Below are 18,941 nucleotides of genomic sequence, written 5' to 3'. Positions count from 1 at the left end.
CACCCGTCCTCCATTGCAGAAAGATCACTCGCATGGCAGACGACAATCGCGACCAGGCCGGCAGGCCCTCGCCCGATGCGCTTCTCGAAAAAGCCCGGGCCGAAACGCGCGGCCGTCTGAAGATCTTTCTGGGTGCTGCACCCGGCGTCGGCAAGACCTACGAGATGCTGATCTCCGGCCGTGCCAAGATCGCCGACGGTCTCGATGTCGTCATCGGCGTCGTCGAGACCCACGGCCGCAAGGAGACCGAGGCGCTGCTGGCCGGCTTCGAGATCATCCCCCGCGTCAAGATCGAGTACAAGGGCCGGCAGCTCGAGGAAATGGATCTCGACGGCATCCTCGCTCGCAGGCCCGATCTCGTGCTGGTCGACGAACTCGCCCATACCAATGCCGAGGGCAGCCGCCATCCGAAGCGCTATCTCGATGTCAAGGAATTGCTCGGCCGCGGCATCGACGTCTACACGACGCTGAACATCCAGCATGTCGAGAGCCTGAACGACGTCGTCTCGCAGATCACACGCATCCGCGTGCGCGAGACTGTGCCGGACTCGATCATCGACCTTGCCGACGACGTCGAGATCATCGATCTGACGCCGGATGATCTGATCAAGCGGTTGCATGACGGTAAAGTCTATATGGCGCGGACCGCAGAGCGGGCGCTGACCAACTATTTCACGCCAGGCAATCTGACGGCACTCAGGGAATTGGCGCTGCGCAAGACCGCCCAGCGCGTCGACGATCAGTTGCTCACCCATATGCAGGCCCATGCCATCTCGGGCCCCTGGGCGGCCGGCGAGCGCGTCCTCGTTTCGGTCGATCATCACCCGCGCTCGGCCTCGCTGGTGCGCTATGCCTCACGCGTGGCCTCGCGGCTGCGCGCGCCCTGGGCCGCCGTCTACATCGAGACCAACCGCTCGATCAATCTGTCGGAAACGGAGCGCGATACCGTTGCCGCCACGTTGCGTCTTGCCGAGCAGCTGGGTGGCGAGGCGATCACCATTCCCGGCCGCGAGGTGGCCGAGGAACTCGTTCGCCATGCCACAGCCAACAACGTCACACATATCGTCATCGGCGCGCCGAAGAAGCCGACATGGCGCGACTGGTGGAACCGTTCGATCACCGACGAGCTGATCCGCAAGACCGGCGAAATCAGCGTCCATGTCATTTCGGGCAACGAGAAGGACGGCACCACGGCGCGCGGCGTCAAAGCCGCCGCCACGGCGCCACCGCTGGATCTCTGGGCCTATCTGCTGGCAACCGCCTATGTCGCCATCGCGCTCGGCGTCAGCATCGTGCTCGACCAGGTGCTCGACGTGCGCAACCTTGCCCTCGTCTTCCTGATGGCGGTGCTGACCTCCGCCGTCATCCACGGGCTGCGGCCGGCGCTCTACAGCTGCATCCTCAGCGCGCTGTCCTTCAATTTCTTCTTCCTGCCGCCGCGCTACACGCTGACGATCAGCGATCCGGAGAGCGTGCTCGCGTTCTTCTTCTTCCTGGGCGTCGCGATCATCGCCAGCAACCTGACCGCGACCGTACAGCGCCAGGCCGCCGCAGCCCGCCAGCGGGCGCGGACCACGGAAGACCTTTACCTCTTCTCGAAAAAGCTCGCCGGCACCGGCACGCTCGACGACGTGCTCTGGGCAACCGCCTTTCAGCTCGCCTCGATGCTGAAGGTCCGCGTCGTGCTGCTGCTGCCCGAGGAAGGTACCATCGCCGTCAAGGCCGGTTATCCCCCTGACGATACGCTCGACGATGCCGATATCGCCGCCGCCCGCTGGGCCTGGGAGCACAATCACGCTGCCGGTCGCGGCGCCGACACCCTGCCCGGCGCCAAGCGCCTCTACGTGCCGCTCCGGACGGGGCGCGCCGCCGTCGGCGTCATTGGCCTCGACAGCGACCGCCGCGACGGGCCGCTGTTGACGCCGGAGCAACAGCGCCTGCTCGATGCGCTGGCCGACCAGGCGGCACTCGCCATCGAACGCGTCCAGCTTGTCGCCGATGTCGACCGGGCACGGCTTGCGGCAGAAGCCGACCGGCTGCGCTCTGCCCTGCTCACCTCGATCTCGCACGACCTGAAGACGCCGCTTGCCGCCATCCTCGGCGCCGCCGGCACGCTGCGCGACTATTTCGCCTCCATGTCGGAGGAGGATCGAAGCGACCTGCTCTCCACCGTCGTCGACGAATCGGAACGCCTCAACCGCTTCATCGCCAACCTGCTCGACATGACGAAGATCGAATCCGGAGCGATGGAACCGAACTATGCGCTACATTTTGCCGGCGATATCATCGGCACCGCGCTGCGCCGCGCCGCAAAGATCCTCGAGCGACACAAGACCGAGATGAGCGTTCCCGCCGACTTGCCGATGGTGCGTGTCGACCCTGTCCTGTTCGAGCAAGTGATTTTCAACCTGCTCGACAATGCCGCCAAATATGCCCCCGAGGGATCGGTGATCCACATCGAGGGCTGGGCCGATGCCGAAAATGTCGTCGTCCAGGTCTCCGACGGAGGACCGGGCATTCCGCCGGCCGACATCACCCGCGTCTTCGATACCTTCTACCGCGTGCGCAAGGGGGATCAGGTGCGCGCCGGCACCGGGCTTGGCCTTTCCATCTGCCGCGGCTTCATCGAGGCGATGGGCGGCACGATCGTCGCCGGCAACCGGACGGGCCGCCCCGGCGCCGTCTTCACCATCCGTCTGCCGAAACCCAACGACATTCCGAAACTGGATGAATTGAGATGACCGGTTCAGCCGTCAAACTGCTCGTCGTCGACGACGAGCCTCCCATCCGCAAGCTGCTCCGCGTCGGTCTGACCGCGCAGGGCTACGAGGTGCAGGAAGCGGCAAACGCCGCGGCCGCCCGTCAGTCGGTCGCCGACGACATGCCCGACCTCATCGTGCTCGACCTCGGCCTGCCCGACACACCAGGCCACGATCTCTTACAGGAGTGGCGCGACGAAGGGCTCTCCATGCCTGTCGTCATCCTCTCCAGCCGCACCGACGAGGCCGGCATCGTCAAGGCGCTCGAAAGCGGCGCCGACGACTACATCACCAAGCCCTTCGGCATCAACGAGCTCGGCGCCCGCATCCGCGTGGCCTTGCGCCACCGCCTGCAGCAGCAGGGCGAAAAGGCGATCTTCCAGACCGGCGGACTGTCGATCGATCTCGTCAAGCGCATCGTCAAGGTCGACGGCAGGGAGATCAAGCTGTCGCCGAAGGAATACGACATCCTGCGCGTGCTCGCCCAGCATGCCGGCAAGGTGCTGACGCACCAATTTCTTTTGAAGCAGATTTGGGGGCCGGCGGCCGATGTGCAGTATCTGCGCGTCTATGTGCGGCAGCTGCGGCAAAAGGTCGAACAGATTCCGGACCAGCCTCACTATATTACCACCGAGACCGGCGTCGGCTACCGGCTCAGGGAACCGGATTGACTTTCCGCCCCTTCCGCTGCCCGAACAGTATCGAGCCGAACAGCATTGAGAATCACATGAACCTTCCCAACATCATCCGGCCGGAACACACCTTCATCGGCGTGTCGGCGCCGACCAAATGGCGCGCGCTGCAGACCATAGCCGACAAGGCGGCCAAGGCTTTTTCCGTCGACGGCCAGACCATCCTGAAGGCGCTCGAAGCGCGGGAGAAGCTCGGCTCCACGGGGATCGGGAACGGCATCGCCGTTCCACATGCGGCGATCGATGGCATGACCAGCCCGCGCGGACTTCTCGTCCGCTTCGCCCAGCCGCTGGATTTCGAGGCGATCGACGATATCCCGACCGACATCGCCGTCGTGCTGCTCTTCGGGGAAAACAATCGCGGCGAATATCTGAACGTGCTCGCCGCCATCGCACGCAGACTGCAATCGGACGGCGTGCTTTCCGCCATGCGCAAGGCAAGAACGGTCGACGAATTCTATTCCGACTTCATTGCCGATTCCCGGGTGTGACAGCATAAAAAAAGGGCGCGGCCTGAAGGCCGCGCCCGTTCGTCTGCAATGAGACTATCTTAGAAATCGCGCTGGAAGCGCAGGAAGCCGAACACTTCGTCGTCGCCTTCGTCCTCGTCGTGATATTGCACGCTGAGCTTCGTACGCAGGTCTTCGACGATCTGGTAGTCGATCGTTACACCCGTGGTATAGGCGCTACCGCCGGTGAAGCCATTGCCGTCAGCCTCGAGAGCAATATTTTCGAAGTACTGGAAGCCGGGAGTGATCTTCCACTTGTCGTTGATCTTCAAGGCGTATTCTGCTGCGATCGTCCATTCGGACTCTTCGTAGTAGTAGTTGGCGCCGCTTGCCCATACGCCGGCGATGCCGAGCGTACCGGGGCCGATATCGGCATAGACGATGCCGCGGACCGCGACTTCGCTGGTGTCGGTGTCATAGCCCGCAAGCAGGTAAGCGCTGATGGCGCCGGCCTTGTAGGAGACCTGACCCGCGACACCGAAATTGTTCGGGCCTTCGCCCGGCTTGGTGGCGTAGTCGTCTTCCAATTCATCGACCGAAATGCCGGCCGCGAAGGCGCCGGACTCGTACTGATAACGGATCGAGTTATGGGTCGTTTCGTTGCTGGCGAGCGTATCGGTCTCGCCGCTCATGTCGTCGTCCCACCAGCTGTACAGCTTACCGACGCGGAAACCAGCGATGTCGATATAGCCTTCGTCCAGAAGAGCTTCCTGATCGGATGCATTGTCGACGTTGTAACGCAGGGTGATGACGCCGGTGAGCGTGCCGTACTCGGTGTCGTTCTTGGCCTGGAAGGTCACCTGGCCGCGAGTCCAGAAATTGACGTCGGAATCGCCGGCGATATTGTCACCGAAGCGCACTTCGGTACGGATATAACCGCCGATCGAAAGGCATGTTTCCGTCCCCGGAATATAGAAATACCCCGTGCCGTAGGCGTCGCAAACGCGAACATATTCCACGGGCTCGGGTTCCGCCGCCACGATGGCGTCGGCTGCGCGGGCTCCGGATGCCGCGGCAAGGGCGGCAACGGAAGCAAAAAGGATAGTTCTGATATTCATTTTGAATGGCCCTTAACAGGTTTGGAATGTGAGGCGCATTTCAAGGATGCCCCCACGTAGCGGTCGGCGAATTCGGCCGCACCGACGCGATATAGGAATCCGCAAGTGTCATCGCGGCAAAATCTTGGCAAAAATCAGCATCCGCAACGCCGCTTGTGGAGAAACTGTGGCAGAAAAAACACGGCTCTGCGGCAGGATGGCGACGGCCCGGCGATTGGCCGCGGCCAACTTCGGCACGTCCATTTCAAAATGGGCCACCAAATGGAATGACATTCTAACGGCACCAAGGGAACAGGAAGAACCTTCGTTTCATTATACGACTGACTTGATAGAGTTACGGCAGAAAAACAGGAGGTTCCCCATGCAGACACAACGGCTCACCCGGCTCCTTGCGGCGGCGGTCATGGCAGGCAGCTTCGCGATCGGAAGCATTGCTCCGGCATTCGCGGATCAGACGCTGCTTAACGTTTCCTACGATCCGACCCGCGAATTGTACAAGGATTTCAATGCTGCCTTTGCTGCCAAGTGGCAGAAGGACAATGGCGAAGCCGTGACGATCAAGGCTTCGCATGGCGGTTCCGGCGCCCAGGCTCGCTCCGTCATCGACGGTCTCGACGCCGACGTCGTCACGCTGGCCCTCGAAGGCGATATCGACGCCATCGCCAAGGCGACCGGCAAGATCCCGGCCGACTGGAAGACGAAGTTCCCGAACAATTCGACGCCCTATACCTCGACGATCGTCTTCCTCGTGCGCAAGGGCAACCCCAAGGGCATCAAGGATTGGGGCGACCTGGTCAAGGACGACGTGCAGGTCATCACGCCGAACCCGAAGACGTCGGGCGGCGCCCGCTGGAACTTCCTCGCCGCCTGGGCATGGGCCAAGCAGGCGAATGGCGGCGACGACGCCAGGGCACAGGAATACGTCACGAAACTGCTGCAGCACGTTCCGGTTCTCGACACTGGCGCCCGCGGCGCAACGACCACCTTCGTCCAGCGAGGCCTCGGCGACGTTCTGCTCGCCTGGGAAAACGAAGCCTATCTTTCGCTCGAAGAACTCGGTCCCGACCAGTTCGAGATCGTGACGCCCTCCTTCTCCATCCGCGCCGACCCGCCGGTCGCCATCGTCGACGGCAATGTCGACAAGAAGGGCACGCGCAAGGTCGCCGAAGCCTACCTCAACTACCTCTATTCGGACGAAGGCCAGAAGATCGCCGCCAAGCACTTCTACCGGCCGATCAAGCCGGAAGCCGCCGATCCGGCCGATGTCGCCCGCTTCCCGAAGCTGACGCTCGCAACCATCGACGACTTCGGCGGCTGGAAGACGGCACAGCCGAAATTCTTCGGCGACGGCGGCGTATTTGACCAAATCTACAAGCCGGCCCAATAATAGACTTCATGAAAGCACATAGCCCCACGCGGTGGCGGTTCAAACGGCCGAGCGTCATTCCGGGTTTCGGAATGGCGCTCGGCCTTACCTTGACCTGGCTCACCCTTCTGATCCTTATCCCGCTCTCGGGCCTTGCCGTCCGTTCGAGCGCCCTCGGCTGGGAGAAATTCTGGTCGATCGCGTTCGATCAGCGCGTATTGAACGCGCTGCGCATCAGCTTCGGCAGCGCCTTCATCGCAGCAATCGTCAACGCCGTCTTCGGCATCATCCTCGCCTGGGTCCTGGTGCGTTACCGTTTCCCCGGCAAGCGTATCATCGACGCCATGGTCGATCTGCCCTTCGCGCTGCCGACCGCCGTTGCCGGTATCGCATTGGCGGCGCTCTACGCGCCGAACGGCTGGGTCGGTCAGTTCCTGACACCGCTCGGCATCAAGGTCGCCTTTACGCCAGCCGGCATCGTCGTGGCGCTGATCTTCGTCGGCCTGCCCTTCGTGGTGCGCACCGTGCAGCCTGTCATGGAGGAGATCGACAAGGAAGTGGAGGAGGCCGCTGCAACGCTCGGCGCCAACCGCCTCCAGACGATTTTCCGCGTGCTGCTGCCGGGACTTGCGCCTGCCGTCCTCACCGGCTTCGCGCTTGCCTTTGCCCGCGGCGTCGGCGAATACGGCTCGGTCATCTTCATCGCCGGCAACCTGCCGTTCAAATCGGAAATCGCACCGCTGCTGATCATCATCAAACTCGAAGAATATAATTACGCGGCGGCAACCGGCATCGCGGCGATCATGCTGGTGATCTCGTTCGCCTTGCTGCTCGTCATCAACCTCATTCAGAGCTGGAGCAGGCGGAGGTACGGCTATGGCGCTTGATGCGACCGTTCAACCCGCGAAGCTGCGTTCGGTGACCACCGAACACAGGATCGCGCGCTTCACCCTGATCGCCCTTTCGCTCGTCTTCCTGCTGCTGATCCTGCTTCTGCCGCTCGCCGCCGTCTTCGTTGAAGCCTTCCGCAAGGGCGCCGGCCCCTTCCTAGAGGCACTCGCGGATGCCGAGACCTTCTCGGCGATCCGCCTGACGCTGATCGTCGCCGGCATCAGCGTTCCCCTTAATCTCGTATTCGGGGTCGCCGCCGCCTGGGCGATCGCCAAGTTCGAGTTCAAGGGCAAGGCGTTTCTGACGACACTGATCGACCTTCCCTTCTCGGTTTCGCCCGTCATATCGGGCCTGGTCTTCGTGCTGCTGTTCGGCGCCAATGCATCGCTCGGCCAGTGGTTCAATGCTCACGACATCAAGATCCTGTTCGCCGTGCCGGGATTGGTGCTCGCCACCATGTTCGTCACCTTTCCCTTCGTCGCCCGCGAGCTGATCCCTCTGATGCAGGAACAGGGAACCGCAGACGAAGAGGCAGCTCTTTCGCTCGGCGCTTCTGGTTGGCAGACCTTCTGGTACGTGACGCTGCCGAACATCAAATGGGGCCTGCTCTACGGCGTGCTGCTCTGCAACGCCCGAGCCATGGGCGAGTTCGGCGCGGTCTCGGTGGTGTCAGGCCATATTCGCGGCCAGACGAACACGATGCCGCTGCAGGTGGAGATTCTCTACAACGAGTATAATTTCACCGGCGCATTTGCCGTCGCCACGCTTTTGGCCTTGCTCGCGCTCGTGACTCTTGTTTTGAAGACGCTGCTGGAAATGCGCTATAGCGCGGAGATCGCCGCCAGCCGGCGGCACTGAAGGATTTGGAATGGAAGTACGCGTTCAAAACATCCGCAAGGAATTCGATCGTTTTCCGGCGCTGCACGATGTCTCGCTCGACATCCGCTCCGGCGAATTGATCGCACTGCTCGGCCCGTCGGGTTCCGGCAAGACGACATTGCTGCGCCTCATCGCCGGCCTCGAAAGTCCGACCGAGGGGAAGATCTTCTTCGGCGAAGAGGATGCCTCGAAGAGATCAGTGCAGCAGCGCAATATCGGCTTCGTCTTCCAGCATTATGCCCTCTTCCGTTACATGACGGTGCTCGAAAACGTCTCGTTCGGCCTGAAGGTCAGAAACGGCGCGCGGCGCCCACCGAAGGCCGATATCCGTAGGCGGGCCCTGGAACTGCTCGACCTCGTTCAGCTTTCCGGTCTCGAAAAACGCTACCCGGCGCAGCTTTCCGGCGGCCAGCGCCAGCGCGTGGCGCTCGCCCGCGCCATGGCCGTCGAACCGAACGTGCTGCTGCTCGACGAGCCCTTCGGCGCGCTCGATGCCCAGGTGCGCAAGGACCTGCGCAAATGGCTGCGCGAAATCCACGACCGTACCGGCCACACCACCGTCTTCGTGACCCACGACCAGGATGAGGCTCTGGAGCTTGCCGACCGCGTCGTCGTCATGAGTCAGGGCGCGATCGAACAGATCGGAACGCCCGACGAGGTCTACGACAATCCGAATTCTCCCTTCGTCTTCGGCTTCATCGGCCAGTCGAACTGCCTGCAGGTCGAGATATCAGATGGCGACATCCGTTTCGACGGCCGCTCGCTCGGTCTCAATGCCGATGGCGAACCGGACGGCACGGCCCAGCTCTACTTCCGCCCCCACGACGTGCGACTCTGCGAATCAGCTGAAAACTGCATCGCCGGCCAGTCGGTTTCCAGCCGCCGTGTGGCCGGTACCCGACATATCGAACTCGATATCGGCAACGACCGCCCGCATATCGAAATCGAACTGCCGCCGAGCGAGGCGGACAGGCTGGACCGCAACCGGGTCGCTTTCAAGCCGACACGCTGGAAGCTGTTCCGCGGCTGATGGAAATGGGGCTGCAATCGGGATCATCGCCGGAATCGTATTTGGCGAGAGTCCATCAGGCTTTTTGTGATCCCAGGTTGTTTGTATTTTTGTCACATGCCGGGTAAAACGTTTTCGCGTTAAGCATAAGGGGCTGGACTTATCCAAACGGAGGCACCTGGCGTTGAGGGCGGAGATTTCCTTTGGAAGATCCCTGATCGGGATTTTGCTCGTGGGACTGGCAGCGGCAAGCTGCACAACGACATCGAAACCGGCGGCAACGGCGGCGAAGACGAAGCAAGTTCAGCCGGCGAAGGTCACCTTCAATTATACGGCCAAGGATCGCGACTGTCTGAAGCGCGCGATGTATTTCGAATCGCAGCATTCGGATGAGGACGGCTATCTGGCCGTCGGCACCGTCGTTATGAACAGGCTCACATCAGGCGCCTATCCTCCTTCCATCTGCGGCGTCGTCGCTCAGGAGAGACAGTTTGCACCGGGCGTGATGACGCGCGAGGTGAAGCCGCAGGCCGAAACGGAGCTTGCGACCGCCGCCGATGCGATCCTCGTGAAGGGCGCACGTCATCCGGCGGTGAAGGACGCGATGTTCTTCCACACCGAAGGGCTGAAATTCCCTTACGACAACATGCATTATGTGACGGTCGCCGGCGGTAACGCCTTCTATGAGAAGCGCGACTCCAACGGCACGCTCGAAACGCCGCCTCCGCTACCCTCCTATGAGGTGGCGATGAATTATGTGCCCGGCGAAAGCATGTTGCCGCCGCAATTCGAGGCCCTGATTCCCTCGGCCGTTCCCGTTCCTCTACCCGCTCCCGATCCCCTGGCCACGGCGAGCACGGCGTCGATGCAGATAACTGCACCGGTGACCGCACCGGTCACGTCGCCGCAAACCGCGATCGAGCCCGAGCCGGGAATGCCGATCGCCATTCCCATTCCCCGCCCCGCCTATGACAGCGTGATGCTGCGCGGGAGCATTCCGGCGAATGGCGGCTAAAGCCTTTCCCGCAATTCGGACAAGGAAGAGTGTCTAAGCACGCTCTTCCCAGACCTTGGCAAGTTCCACGATCGTCTGGACGGCCTTTTCCATATCCTGGCGGCTGACCCATTCCAGCGGCGAGTGGAAGGCATGGCCGCCGGCGAAGATGTTCGGGCACGGCAAGCCCATGAAAGAAAGGCGCGAGCCGTCCGTGCCGCCGCGGATGCTGCCGCGCACCGGCGTCATGCCTGCCCGACGCGCGGCTTCAATGGCATTCTCGACGATCTCAGGGTGACGGTCGAGCACCGCCTTCATGTTGCGATACTGCTCTTTCACCTCGAACCGATAGTTCGAGCCGGGATAGGCTGACATCACCTCCTGCACGATGGCTTCGAGCATGGCCTCCTTTTCCCCGAGCCCCGTTTCGGTGAAATCGCGGATGATGAAACTCAGCGAAGCCTTCTCCATCGCACCGGTCACGCCGACCGGATGGATGAAGCCCAGTTTGCCTTCCGTGGTCTCGGGCGCGATATCCCTCGGCAAGCGATCGATGATCGCGCCGGCGATCTTGATGGCGTTTTCCATGCGGTCCTTGGCAAAGCCCGGGTGGATCGCCACGCCCGATATGCCGATCTCGACGCCGTCGGCCGAGAAGGTCTCGTCCTCGATATGGCCCACAGTCTCGCCATCCATCGTATAGGCGAAGTCGGCGCCGAGTTTCTTCAGGTCGACCTTGTTGACGCCGCGCCCGACTTCCTCGTCCGGCGTGAACAGGATCTTGATCGTCCCGTGCCTGATATCAGGATTGTCGACGAGGATCTGGGCAGCGGTCATGATCTCCGCCAGTCCCGCCTTGTCGTCGGCGCCGAGCAACGTCGTTCCATCGGTCGTGACGATGTCGTTGCCGATCTGGTTCTTCAGCTCGGGATGCTCGCTGACGCGGATCACCCGGCTCCGATCACCGACAAGCTCGATGTCCCCGCCCGCATAGTTCCTGACGAGCTGCGGCTTGACATCAGTACCGCTGAAGTCGGGCGCCGTATCCATATGCGAGCAGAAACAAATGACCGGAACCGTCTTGTCGCTATTGGCCGGAATGGTCGCATAGACATAACCGTGCTCATCGAGATGGGCGTCCGCAAGGCCGATCTTCAGCAGTTCATCGACCAGAACCCGTCCAAGATCCTTCTGCTTTTCGGTGGTCGGCTGCGTCGACGAGGATGGATCGGATTGCGTGTCGATCACGACATAACGGAGAAAGCGGTCGAGAACAGTATCGGTCATAATTTCATCCCAGCAAGATCACGCGGAGGATATAGCCCTCATGGGCGATGCGGCAAAAGTTTTTTCCGCTCGCAGCGCCTGAAGATCCAGTTCAATCGACGCGCTTCCCCTCGCCATCGAACACATGCAGATACTGGGCCGGGAAGGCCACCTTGACTTTGGGACCTGCCTTCAGCGCGCCGCGGTCTAGCGTGAAGATCTTGAAGGGCAGGCCGTGCAGGGCAAGGTGCACAATAATGCCGAAGCCTGTGGGTTCGACGAGTTCTACATCCGTGGCAAGCCCCGCCCCGTTGTCGCTCATCACCACATGCTCCGGCCGGATGCCGAGCGTCACCTTCGCGCCATCGGCAAGCGGCAGCGGCTTGGCGAGTGGCACGATCGTTCCATCCTTCAGCCGCACGCCGTCGGCGTCATATGTGGCGTCGAGGAAATTCATGCCCGGCGAGCCGATAAAACCGGCAACAAAGAGGTTGGCGGGGTGGTCATAGAGTTCCAGGGGGCTGCCGACCTGCTGGACCACCCCGCCGTGCATGGCGACGATCCGGTCCGCCAGCGTCATTGCCTCGATCTGGTCGTGAGTCACGTAGATCGAGGTCGCCTTCAGGTCGCCATGCAGTTTCTTGATTTCAGCGCGCATCTGCTCGCGCAGGCGCGCATCGAGGTTGGAAAGCGGTTCGTCGAACAGAAAAGCTTTCGGCTGGCGCACGATGGCGCGGCCCATGGCGACGCGCTGACGCTGGCCGCCGGAAAGCGCCTTCGGCCGTCGTTCGAGCAGCGGATCGAGGCCGAGCTTACCGGCAGCGGCCGCCACCGCGCTTGCGATCTTCTCCTTCGCCGTCTTCCGAAGTCTCAGGCTGTAGCTCATATTGCCGGCGACATTCATATGCGGATAGAGCGCATAGGACTGGAACACCATGGCGATGTCGCGATCCTTGGGATGCAGCTCGTTCACCCGGCTGCCGGCGATGCAGATCTCGCCTGATGTAACATCCTCCAGCCCGGCGATCATGCGCAGCAGCGTGGATTTTCCGCAGCCGGACGGGCCGACGAGCACGACGAATTCGCCGTCCTGGATTTCGAGATCGACGCCATGCAGCACCTGCACGTGACCATAGGCTTTGCGGATATTCCGGATATCGATCGATGCCATTTTGTTTAACCCTTGACCGCGCCGGCCGTCAGGCCCTGGACGAGATAACGCTGGATGAGCAGGAAGAAGAGGCCGACCGGAATGAGCGCCATGACGCCCGCCGCCATCATCTGCCCGAAATCCACGGAGAATTTCGAAACGAAGGTGAGAAGCCCGACAGGGAAAGTCGCCGCGTCGTTGCCGTTGATCAGCATCAGCGCGAAAAGCAGCTCGCTCCAGGCGGCGGTGAAGACGAAGCCGAGCGTGGCGGCGATGCCCGGCAGCGTCAGCGGCAGGATGATCTGACGGAAGGCGGTAAACTGCGTCGCCCCGTCGATCATCGCCGCCTCTTCGAGATCCCGCGGAATGCCGTCGAAGAAGGACTGCATCAGGAAGGTGGCGAAGGGAACGTTGAAGGCGGTGTAGACGATGACGAGCCCGGTCAGGCTGTTCGTCAGATGTAAGGGCGACAGGATCTTGAAGATCGGCGCGACCAGCATGACGAGCGGGAACATCTGGGTCAGCAGCATCAGCGCGACGATCCAGTATTTCGCCCGGAAATTGAAGCGCGACAGCGCATAACCGGAGAGTGAGGCGCAGATCGTCACCGTCACTGCCGTCGAGGTCGAGACGATCAGGCTGTTCTTGAAGAAGGTCGGAAAGGCGCTGTGTTGCAGCACGAAGGCATAGTGATCCCATGTCGTGCGCGAGGGCCACATGCGCACCCCTTCGGTGTAGAGCAGATCGTTCGGCGTCACCGAGACCTTGAGCAGCCAGAACAGCGGGAAGAGCGCGAAGGCGATGTAGCAGAGGATCGCCAGACGGTGCGCGATCGTGGGCATGACGGATCGTCTCATGGTCTCAATCCTTGTTCAGCAGCGTTTGCCGCAGCAGGATGATCAACATCGAATAGGCAAGCAGCAGCGCGAGCAGCACCAGCGCGATCGCCGAGGCGTAACCGAAGTCGAGCCGCTTGAAGGCCGTCGTGAAAATGTAGCTCGCGACGATCTGCGTGCGGTCGGCCGGCCCGCCATTGGTCATGACGACGATGAGATCGGCGAAATTGGAAATCCAGACGGTGCGCAGCAGCACGGTGATGGCGATCGTCGGCGCCAGAAACGGCAGGGTGATCGAGCGGAAACGCTGGAACCAGCCGGCACCGTCGATCGACGCAGCTTCGTAAAGATCGCGCGGGATCGCCTGCAGAGCCGCCAGCAGCGTGATGGCGAAAAAGGGAATGCCCCACCAGACATTGGCGACGATCGGCCCCCACATGGCATAATTGGGATCGGAAAGGATATTGCCCGGCTCATGCATCAGCCCGAGCGCGAAGAGCCAGTGTGGGATCGGCCCGATCACCGGATTGAACAGCCAGGCCCAGTTGAGGCCGGCGAGGAAGGACGGTACGGCCCAGGGCAGGAAGACCAGCGCCTGCGCAATCGCCCGGCCCGGGAATGGCTTGTCGAGCAGCAGCGCCAGTGTCAGCCCGAAAACGAACTGCAGGACGACGGAGGCGCCCGTCCACCAGAGGGTGTTCCTGAGCGCGCCGTAGAAGGCCGCATCCCCGGAAAGCTCGCGGAAATGATCGAGCCCGATGAAGCCGCCGGAAAAGGGATTGAGCAGTTGGATATCCCGAAAGGCGTAGGAAACGCCGAGCGTCAGCGGCACCAGCATCACCGCGATGATCAGGATCAGGGACGGCGCGCTGTAGAGATAGGGCTCCGAAGCATCGGCAAGGCGACGCAGCCATGGCCTGCGGTCGCGACGCATGTCGAGCGTATCGGCGGAAATGGTCATCGGGTTGCAGTTTCCATCATAGGTGTATCACTGGAGTTCCTGGCCGACCCGCGAATTCGAGCGGGTGTGCCCCCCTCATCCGCCTGCCGGCACCTTCTCCCCGCAGGGGAGAAGGGGATATGCCGCAACCTCTCCGTTCCCTGTCCCTCGGGGGTCCGAAGGACGGGTCGAGACCGGTGGCTCGACCCCGGTTGGTGGCCCGAAGGGTCGGATGAGGGGCTCCGCACTCGGAGCCCACCCCTTACTTCTTAGTGAGGAACTTCTGCTGCGCCTTGGTCAGATATTCCGCCCACTGGTCGGCCAGATCCTTCGCGGAGATATCGCCGAGCAATGCCTGCTGCGAGGTCTTGATCGCCAGCGAATCCTTGAAGAAGGCGAATTCCTCGAGATAGGTCGGCATGACGGTCGGTACCGTATTCGGATCCGCCAGTTCCTCGAACCAGCCCTTGAACTGGTCACCGGCGTAGAAGGGATCCTTCTCGGCCGCCGTATAGGCCGGCAGGGCGCCGATGCGCTTGTTCCACTCGATGTTGCCTTCCGGCCCTTCGAGGGTGGCGATCAGCTTCCAGGAGAGATCCTTGTTGCCGCTGGTCGTGAACATCGACCAGCCGCCATAGCCGATCGTCGGGAAGGACTTGCCGTCCGGCCCCTTGGGCAGCGGCATGACGCCGAAATCGTCCTTGTTCATGCGTTCGGCGATGGCGATCAGTGCATCCGGATCCTGGTCGAGGAAGGCGCAGGTGCCGGAATAGAAGCCGGCGACGACTTCGTTGAAGCCCCAGTTGACGCTGTCCTTCGGCGCATAGCCCTTCTTGTAGAGATCGACCATCCATTCGATGCCCTTGGCCCAGCCGGGGCTGTTCATCGTCGAGGTGCCGTCCTCGTTGAAGTACTTGTTCGAGCCGGCCATGGAGGCTGCGAAGATCATCCAGCCGTTGAGGCCGCCCGGTCCGCCGCGCATGCAGTAGCCGTATTTACCGGAGAGCTTGGAAACCTTTTCCGACGCGGCGGTGAATTCATCAAGCGTCTTCGGCGGTGCCGCGACACCGGCTTCCGAGAGCAGCTTTTTATTGTAGAACATCGCCCGGAGATAGAAGCCGTAGGGCAGCATGTAGGCGGTGTTCTTGACATCGCGGCCGAGTTCGAGCGCACGCGGCGTCAGTTCCTTGGTGTGTTCCCACTTTTCGAGATAGGGCTCCAGGCTCTCGAGCATGCCGTTATTGGCATAGAGCGACAGCCAGGTGTCGGGCATTTCCATCACATCGGGCACGTCGCCGGCGGACACCATAGTCGCAAACTTCTGGAAGGCCTCGTTCCAGGGCAACGAGATGATGTCGACCTTGGTGCCGGGATTGGCGGCTTCGAACTTACCGACGATCGACTTTAGCGTTTCGGTGCGCTCCGGGCTGGTGATGACTTCGACAAGCTTGAGCGTCGTATCGGCAAAGGCCGTGCCCGCCATCATCGAAGCAAAGAGCGTTGAGATTATTAGTTTTTTCATGCTCAGTTCCCCCTTGTTAGGTTTCTCTCTGGTTTCAGGATTGTGAGGCGGCGGCGAGCGCTTCCTCGATGTCCCTCCACAGCGCCTCGGTTCCTTCGAGGCCGACATGGAGGCGTACGGATCGCGCATGGATGCCGAAGGCATGCGCGGAATTCGGCTGTGCCTTCTGCTGAAGCACCACCTCGCCCGGTACGATCAGGCTTTCATGTCCACCCCAGCTGACACCCAGTTTGAAGAGCTTGAGGTGATCGGCGAAAGCGCGGATGTCGACGCCCTCACGGAAGATGAACGAAAACAGGCCCGAGGTGCCGTTCAACCCAGCGGGCAGACGGTTGGCGAGGCCGGGATGGCAGACCGTCTCCACCACGTCGAGCTTCTGCAGGCGCCGGGCGATTTCGAGGGCGGAGGCCTCGTGAGCTTTCATACGCAGCGGCAGCGTGCGCAGGCCGCGGATCAGAAGCCAGGCATCGAAGGGCGAAAGCTTGCCGCCGAGATAGGGATAGGCCTCGGCCTTGATACGCGCGATCATCTCCTTCGAGCCGGCAACGACGCCGGCCACCACATCGCTGTGGCCGCCCAGATATTTCGAGGCAGAATGGATGACGAGATCGACGCCGAGGGTCAGCGGCCGCTGGAAGAACGGGCTCGCCCAGCTGTTATCGATCATGGAGACGACGCCGTGCCGCCTGGCGAGCGCTGCGAGCGCGCCGACGTCGTGCGCCTCCATCACCCAGCTCGTCGGGCTTTCCATGTAGAAGACCTTGGCGCCAGGCAGCACTCTCGCGACCGCTTCCTCGTCGCGCCCGTCGACATAGGTCACCTCGATCTTCATTCGTTTCAGAATGGTGCCGAACAGGCGGAAGGCATCGGGATAGACATGCTTGACCGCGACGATGCGGTCGCCCGGCTCGACGAAACTCAGAACGGCCGACGAAATCGCCGCCATGCCACTCGCAAAACCCAGCGCATCCTCCGCGCCTTCGAGCTTTGTCAGCATTTCCTCAAAGGCGCGCACCGTCGGGTTCAGCCCGCGTGTATAGATCGGCCGCAGCTTCTCGCCGCGATAGCAGGCGATCATCTCGTCATAATCGGAAAAAGTGAAAAGCGAGGTCTGGAAAATCGGCGGAACGACGGCCTCGGCGAAGTTGCCTTCATCGTGAGCCGTGATCAGGGAAGCGAGATCGAACGGTTCTGCGCCGCTGCTCATTTGGACATTTCCTTGATGTCTTCCTCGACGATGTCGAGAATTTTCAATGTTTCGGCGCGCGCGGCCTCCGGATCGCCTGCGGCGATCGCGTTGAAAAGCGTGCGATGAAAGGGAAAGGACCGGCGGGCGAAATCCTGCCGGTCGAAAGGGTGCTCCCAGAAGCGCTCGAAAGTCTCGCGCATCTGCTCGAGAAGCTGGCGAAACAGCGGATTGTGGGTGGCGTCGTAGACGGCAAGATGGAAGGCCAGATCCTCCGGCCCGGAGGTGCCTTTCTCCAGGTGCACCCGCTCCATCTCGTTCAGCTTTTCCTCGATGATGACGAGGTCTTTCCTTGTGCGCCGCCGAGCCGCGACCATGCCCGCCTCGCATTCGATGCCGCGGCGAACCTCCAGCGTCTGTAAGAGCGCATCGCGCAAATGGACCGCATCGAAGGACCGCGGCATATGGATCGTCGCCCTGGAAACAGGCTTCAGCAGATAGGTGCCGCTGCCCTTGCGCGTCTCGATGACGCCGAGCGCCTGGAAATGGCGTATCGCTTCGCGGATGGTCGAACGGCCGACGGCAAGTGCCGCCATCAGCTCACGCTCGGCCGGCAGGCGGTCCCCCGCCTTCAACCTGGCTTCCTCGACATAATCCGCCAACGCATCAGTCACCTGACGCGCCCGGTCCATGACAGGAAGCGGCCGGATCACCGGCCTGTCGCCGCTATTTGCCTTCATGGTTCCCCATTTTCTGTTCAGGCAACCGACCTTGAAATTGGTCTGACATCTTAGCATTTAGCAAAGATGGGAAGGCGTCAAGCGGTGTTTGCGACAGGGTGAAAAATGATTCCGAATGGCGCCACGTTGGCCGGAGTTAAGAATTGTGTATAAACAACTGAATCGTGTCTTCAGATCCTCCCATAGTCATAAATGACGTAGCGCAGCCTATAGAACACGCATGCATGCGAGGATCATGTTTCGCTTTTTCCGATAAATTAGAGATCCATTAAAACTAGACTGCTATTCCTCGCACCCAGGCAAAGCCTGCATGCACTGTGTGGAGAAAAACATTGAAGGCCTCATATAACGCGCTACGCGCATTACTTATCGTTGCTAACATCGCATCGCCTTTGGCTGGGCACGCCGCGGCGCCGCCGACGCATGATCTTCCTTCGCCTCAGATTTCCAAGGCGCTCGATGCATTGCTGTTGCCCGTCAACAAGGCGGTCATAAAGAAGTTCAAGCTTGCCAAGGGCGAACACGGCGTATTGGTGCTCTCGGTCAAGAAGGGCGGCGTCGCCGACAAGCAGGGAATCAAGCCGGGCGATGTGCTGTCGGAGGTTCACGGGCATAAGGTTCACAAAGCTGTCGACGTCGACGTCGCTGTCAGCCGCGATCTGAAAGCGGGTAAATCCGATATCGCCTTGGCCGTCCTTCGGGATGGTGCGCCGGTGGCTGTCGCCGCCGTCATCACGCTTGAGGAGTACAACGAAGCCATCTCAGTCACGGAAGTTTCGAGCTGGGAGAGCGACACATCGGAGACGTCTTTCTCCTACTCCGAATATGTGTCCGAGGAAACGCAGACGATTGAGTCCTCCTATGAAAGCGAAGAGACAACCGTCGAGGAAGCAATGACGCAGGAAGAATCTTCCAGCGACGAGGAAACAAGCGACGAGGCGAGCGACGATAGTTCCGAGGATGACGGCGGCGACGACGCCGGTGACGATGATGGTGGCGGTGATGACTCGGACGGCGATTCCGACGGATAATCATAGCCTGCCAAGGCGCTACCGCGTCTAACGCATCTGCCGCAACGGATCGGCCACCACGTTGTGGCCGATGCAATGATCGAGCGCGTCAGACGCGCCGCGCGAGCTAAATC

The 18,941-nt window shown here is 61.4% G+C and carries 18 protein-coding genes; 9 read left to right on the top strand and 9 right to left on the bottom strand.

Translation table 11 applies throughout. From position 1 onward, the window contains the following. Positions 1 to 32 precede the first annotated feature (32 nt). From EFD55_RS24770 to EFD55_RS24760, 3 genes are read left to right on the top strand one after another with little or no spacing between them, the layout of a single operon-like run. Entirely contained in the window at positions 33 to 2,741 is a 2,709-nt protein-coding gene (locus tag EFD55_RS24770) for a DUF4118 domain-containing protein (protein WP_125848392.1), read from the top strand. Beyond that, a complete protein-coding gene (locus EFD55_RS24765) occupies positions 2,738 to 3,430 on the top strand; it encodes a response regulator (protein ID WP_125848390.1) in 693 nt (230 codons plus the stop codon). Before EFD55_RS24770 ends, EFD55_RS24765 begins: the two co-directional genes overlap by 4 nt. A gap of 56 nt (positions 3,431 to 3,486) precedes the next feature. Further along, positions 3,487 to 3,942 (top strand): PTS sugar transporter subunit IIA, encoded by a 456-nt coding sequence (locus tag EFD55_RS24760; RefSeq protein WP_125848388.1) that lies wholly within the window; start codon positions 3,487 to 3,489, stop codon positions 3,940 to 3,942. 59 nt (positions 3,943 to 4,001) lie between these two features. Here EFD55_RS24760 and EFD55_RS24755 read toward each other — a convergent pair whose 3' ends face one another. Together EFD55_RS24755 and EFD55_RS33290 are read right to left on the bottom strand one after the other, a co-directional pair. Next, complete coding sequence (locus tag EFD55_RS24755; RefSeq protein ID WP_125848386.1) at positions 4,002 to 5,018, bottom strand: porin; 1,017 nt, start codon at positions 5,016 to 5,018, stop codon at positions 4,002 to 4,004. A 108-nt stretch (positions 5,019 to 5,126) separates the two neighbouring features. Further along, the gene (locus EFD55_RS33290) at positions 5,127 to 5,291 is read right to left on the bottom strand and encodes a hypothetical protein (RefSeq protein WP_165504864.1); all 165 of its coding nucleotides are present in this window, start codon (positions 5,289 to 5,291) and stop codon (positions 5,127 to 5,129) included. A gap of 88 nt (positions 5,292 to 5,379) precedes the next feature. Between EFD55_RS33290 and EFD55_RS24750 the strand changes: the two genes are divergently transcribed. The 5 genes from EFD55_RS24750 to EFD55_RS24730 all read left to right on the top strand — a co-directional run bounded on the left by EFD55_RS24750 (position 5,380) and on the right by EFD55_RS24730 (position 10,178). Continuing rightward, a complete protein-coding gene (locus tag EFD55_RS24750; protein ID WP_125848384.1) occupies positions 5,380 to 6,405 on the top strand; it encodes a sulfate ABC transporter substrate-binding protein in 1,026 nt (341 codons plus the stop codon). 8 nt (positions 6,406 to 6,413) lie between these two features. Further along, on the top strand, positions 6,414 to 7,271 hold the full coding sequence (gene cysT, locus EFD55_RS24745; RefSeq protein ID WP_125848381.1) for a sulfate ABC transporter permease subunit CysT: 858 nt from the start codon (positions 6,414 to 6,416) through the stop codon (positions 7,269 to 7,271). Further along, positions 7,261 to 8,133, top strand: coding sequence for a sulfate ABC transporter permease subunit CysW (gene cysW, locus EFD55_RS24740; RefSeq protein ID WP_125848379.1), 873 nt, complete (start codon positions 7,261 to 7,263; stop codon positions 8,131 to 8,133). Before cysT ends, cysW begins: the two co-directional genes overlap by 11 nt. Positions 8,134 to 8,143: 10 nt before the next feature. After that, positions 8,144 to 9,184 (top strand): sulfate/molybdate ABC transporter ATP-binding protein, encoded by a 1,041-nt coding sequence (locus EFD55_RS24735; protein ID WP_125848377.1) that lies wholly within the window; start codon positions 8,144 to 8,146, stop codon positions 9,182 to 9,184. 163 nt (positions 9,185 to 9,347) lie between these two features. Continuing rightward, on the top strand, positions 9,348 to 10,178 hold the full coding sequence (locus EFD55_RS24730; RefSeq protein ID WP_125848375.1) for a cell wall hydrolase: 831 nt from the start codon (positions 9,348 to 9,350) through the stop codon (positions 10,176 to 10,178). Between the two features lie 33 nt (positions 10,179 to 10,211). Here EFD55_RS24730 and pepT read toward each other — a convergent pair whose 3' ends face one another. The 7 genes from pepT to EFD55_RS24695 all read right to left on the bottom strand — a co-directional run bounded on the left by pepT (position 10,212) and on the right by EFD55_RS24695 (position 17,797). Then, positions 10,212 to 11,444: a peptidase T gene (gene pepT / locus EFD55_RS24725; RefSeq protein WP_125848373.1), complete on the bottom strand. Its 1,233-nt coding sequence runs from the start codon at positions 11,442 to 11,444 to the stop codon at positions 10,212 to 10,214. 91 nt (positions 11,445 to 11,535) lie between these two features. Then, positions 11,536 to 12,594, bottom strand: a complete 1,059-nt coding sequence (locus EFD55_RS24720) for an ABC transporter ATP-binding protein (protein ID WP_125848371.1) — start codon at positions 12,592 to 12,594, stop codon at positions 11,536 to 11,538. Between the two features lie 5 nt (positions 12,595 to 12,599). Then, positions 12,600 to 13,430, bottom strand: a complete 831-nt coding sequence (locus EFD55_RS24715) for a carbohydrate ABC transporter permease (protein ID WP_125848369.1) — start codon at positions 13,428 to 13,430, stop codon at positions 12,600 to 12,602. Positions 13,431 to 13,434: 4 nt separating this feature from the next. Continuing rightward, positions 13,435 to 14,370 carry a carbohydrate ABC transporter permease gene (locus EFD55_RS24710; protein WP_125848367.1) on the bottom strand — a complete coding sequence of 312 codons (936 nt, stop codon included), beginning with the start codon at positions 14,368 to 14,370 and terminating at the stop codon, positions 13,435 to 13,437. 241 nt (positions 14,371 to 14,611) lie between these two features. Then, positions 14,612 to 15,871, bottom strand: coding sequence for an ABC transporter substrate-binding protein (locus tag EFD55_RS24705; protein ID WP_125848365.1), 1,260 nt, complete (start codon positions 15,869 to 15,871; stop codon positions 14,612 to 14,614). A gap of 34 nt (positions 15,872 to 15,905) precedes the next feature. Next, complete coding sequence (locus EFD55_RS24700; RefSeq protein WP_125848363.1) at positions 15,906 to 17,078, bottom strand: PLP-dependent transferase; 1,173 nt, start codon at positions 17,076 to 17,078, stop codon at positions 15,906 to 15,908. After that, complete coding sequence (locus EFD55_RS24695; RefSeq protein WP_125848361.1) at positions 17,075 to 17,797, bottom strand: FadR/GntR family transcriptional regulator; 723 nt, start codon at positions 17,795 to 17,797, stop codon at positions 17,075 to 17,077. The genes EFD55_RS24700 and EFD55_RS24695 overlap by 4 nt, the downstream gene beginning before the upstream one ends. A gap of 392 nt (positions 17,798 to 18,189) precedes the next feature. On the opposite strand from EFD55_RS24695, the gene EFD55_RS24690 reads away from it, so the two are divergent. After that, on the top strand, positions 18,190 to 18,828 hold the full coding sequence (locus EFD55_RS24690) for a PDZ domain-containing protein (RefSeq protein WP_245438541.1): 639 nt from the start codon (positions 18,190 to 18,192) through the stop codon (positions 18,826 to 18,828). The last annotated feature ends 113 nt before the right edge of the window (positions 18,829 to 18,941 follow it).

The sequence above is a fragment of the Rhizobium pisi genome, assembly GCF_003938655.1.
Taxonomy (GTDB): domain Bacteria; phylum Pseudomonadota; class Alphaproteobacteria; order Rhizobiales; family Rhizobiaceae; genus Rhizobium; species Rhizobium pisi.
Note: the sequence above shows the minus strand (reverse complement) of the source record. Positions and strands in the feature narration are given on the sequence as shown.

Coding starts and splice junctions, on each gene's coding strand:
- EFD55_RS24750 (WP_125848384.1), top strand. CDS start 5,380: ATGCAGACACAACGGCTCACCCGGCTCCTTGCGGCGGCGGTCATGGCA.
- EFD55_RS24765 (WP_125848390.1), top strand. CDS start 2,738: ATGACCGGTTCAGCCGTCAAACTGCTCGTCGTCGACGACGAGCCTCCC.
- EFD55_RS24710 (WP_125848367.1), bottom strand. CDS start 14,370: ATGACCATTTCCGCCGATACGCTCGACATGCGTCGCGACCGCAGGCCA.
- EFD55_RS24700 (WP_125848363.1), bottom strand. CDS start 17,078: ATGAGCAGCGGCGCAGAACCGTTCGATCTCGCTTCCCTGATCACGGCT.
- cysT (WP_125848381.1), top strand. CDS start 6,414: ATGAAAGCACATAGCCCCACGCGGTGGCGGTTCAAACGGCCGAGCGTC.
- EFD55_RS24735 (WP_125848377.1), top strand. CDS start 8,144: ATGGAAGTACGCGTTCAAAACATCCGCAAGGAATTCGATCGTTTTCCG.
- EFD55_RS24715 (WP_125848369.1), bottom strand. CDS start 13,430: ATGAGACGATCCGTCATGCCCACGATCGCGCACCGTCTGGCGATCCTC.
- EFD55_RS24720 (WP_125848371.1), bottom strand. CDS start 12,594: ATGGCATCGATCGATATCCGGAATATCCGCAAAGCCTATGGTCACGTG.
- EFD55_RS24705 (WP_125848365.1), bottom strand. CDS start 15,871: ATGAAAAAACTAATAATCTCAACGCTCTTTGCTTCGATGATGGCGGGC.
- EFD55_RS24755 (WP_125848386.1), bottom strand. CDS start 5,018: ATGAATATCAGAACTATCCTTTTTGCTTCCGTTGCCGCCCTTGCCGCG.
- EFD55_RS33290 (WP_165504864.1), bottom strand. CDS start 5,291: ATGTCATTCCATTTGGTGGCCCATTTTGAAATGGACGTGCCGAAGTTG.
- EFD55_RS24760 (WP_125848388.1), top strand. CDS start 3,487: ATGAACCTTCCCAACATCATCCGGCCGGAACACACCTTCATCGGCGTG.
- pepT (WP_125848373.1), bottom strand. CDS start 11,444: ATGACCGATACTGTTCTCGACCGCTTTCTCCGTTATGTCGTGATCGAC.
- EFD55_RS24695 (WP_125848361.1), bottom strand. CDS start 17,797: ATGAAGGCAAATAGCGGCGACAGGCCGGTGATCCGGCCGCTTCCTGTC.
- EFD55_RS24770 (WP_125848392.1), top strand. CDS start 33: ATGGCAGACGACAATCGCGACCAGGCCGGCAGGCCCTCGCCCGATGCG.
- cysW (WP_125848379.1), top strand. CDS start 7,261: ATGGCGCTTGATGCGACCGTTCAACCCGCGAAGCTGCGTTCGGTGACC.